Source organism: Rhodobacter capsulatus (genome assembly GCF_005144475.1).
Lineage (GTDB): Bacteria > Pseudomonadota > Alphaproteobacteria > Rhodobacterales > Rhodobacteraceae > Rhodobacter > Rhodobacter capsulatus_C.
The window spans coordinates 1-1,726 of sequence record NZ_SWJZ01000004.1 but is presented as its reverse complement, the minus strand read 5'-3'; the positions used below and the strand labels follow the sequence as shown (position 1 = coordinate 1,726).

At 69.9% G+C, this 1,726-nt stretch carries 1 pseudogene; it reads right to left on the bottom strand.

Annotated features, from left to right (window positions below):
• Positions 1-1,726, bottom strand: a pseudogene (locus FBT96_RS00505) (phage tail protein); the annotation flags it as partial.

Sequence of the window (1,726 nt, the reverse complement as noted above, 5' to 3'; positions counted from 1 at the left end):
GGACGCCTGCGGCGTTCTGCGGCTCGATCCAGATGTGATGGGGGCCCTGCTCCAGGCAGGCGTCTGTTTCGAGGTAGGCGCGGACGGTGTCGATCGTCGCGGCGGCACCGGCCTCGGCGCTGATCGCGATGCCGGTGCCGCCGCTGACCGCCTGGATCCGGTCCCGCTTCGGCCCTGTCGTGGCGACCGAGGTGCCGGGGCGCAGCGTCGCGCCGATCAGAGCCGCCTGAACGGCCGATCCGGAGATCGAGACCACGTCGTAGCTGATCCGGTAATATTTGCCGCCGGTCAGCGCGACCGCCTGCGAGATCCGGCCGGTCGTCCCCGCGGCATGGGTGGCGACACCGCCCGAGATCGTCCACCCGGCGTCCAGTGTCCAGGAGCCCGCCGCCTCCAGCCCGCCGCCGACGATCAGGTCGGTGCGGGTCGTGTCACCGAGCGTCGTGGCATAAGTCTGCCCGGGCTCGACTGCGATCGGCGCCCCTACGGCATCGGTCTCGCGGTCCAGCAGACTGGTGATCGAGCGGTAGATCTGCACCCGTGCCGTCGCCGTGTCATCGCCGGTGGCGAACTGGATCCGGGCCCCGCCCAGCAGCGTCGTAATCGAGATCGAGGCCGCATCAAGCGCGGCGGGCAGTGCCGCGTCGGCCGACCCGACCACGATTGTGATCGTCGCAGACCATGGCCCCGCGACGCCCGTCGCCCCGATGCCGCGGGCGCGCAGATCGACCGACTGCCCGGGCGTGTAGCTGTCGAGAGCCCCGCCGCCATTGGCCACCGGAATCGTGGTGCTGCTCCAGCTCTCGGCGCCGGAAATCCGGTGATCCAGACCGATCTCGATCGTCGGCACGGCCCCGGTGCCAGGCGCGACCGCATAGCTGATCCTGGCGGCCAGGCCCGTCGCGGCAAGGCCAGAGGTCAGCGCCACAAACCGCGGGGCCGAGGGCTGCAGCAGGGCGTCGTCGATCTCGTCCCCGACGCGGCTCGACCAGGCGGGGATAGGCGTGGCCGCCAGGATCGTGTCAATCTGCGGCGCGGCATCGACCGTGCGCACGATCGCGCACATGTCCTGCGTCGCCTCGATCCGCGTCACGATCTGGGTGTAGCTCTCGACGCGGGCCGGGCCGACATGCACGAGATCACCGACGATCGGCATCGGACCGGACCCGGTCAGCGTCAGGATCTGCGTCTCGCCCGGCAGAGTCCTGACGGGGCGCACGACCGAGATGCCAACCGTGTCATCCTCGGCCTCGAAGAAGCGGAACCGCACGGCGTAGGTCTCGCCCGCGGTCATCGCGAAGACGTCATCAATCTCGACCGCCGCGCCCTCCACCGACTTGACCCGGGCGGCGAGCTGCACGCGGCTGAGCACGTCATGGCTGAGCGCGATGGCGTCGCCCCGGGTGGCGGTGCGCACGGCGCCGTCCTGGGTGACCTCGTAGGTGTCGGGGCGATGGATCGTCTCCAGCTGGCGCCGCCGCGCCTCGCGCCAGACCTCGGCCGCATGGACCTTGCCGGGCAGGTTCAGGCGCTCGGTCAGGGTGATCTCGCCCTCGTAGCCGGGCCAGCGGACGACGCGCTCGGTTTCCTTGAAGTCGTTGCCCGCGTCCTTGAATTTGACCACGAAGGCATGCGGCGGATTGCGATAGGCGCGGCTCCACTTGAACCCCCACGAATTGCGCGGGTTGATGTGATCGACGATCAGCGTATTGACCAGCGGTCGATC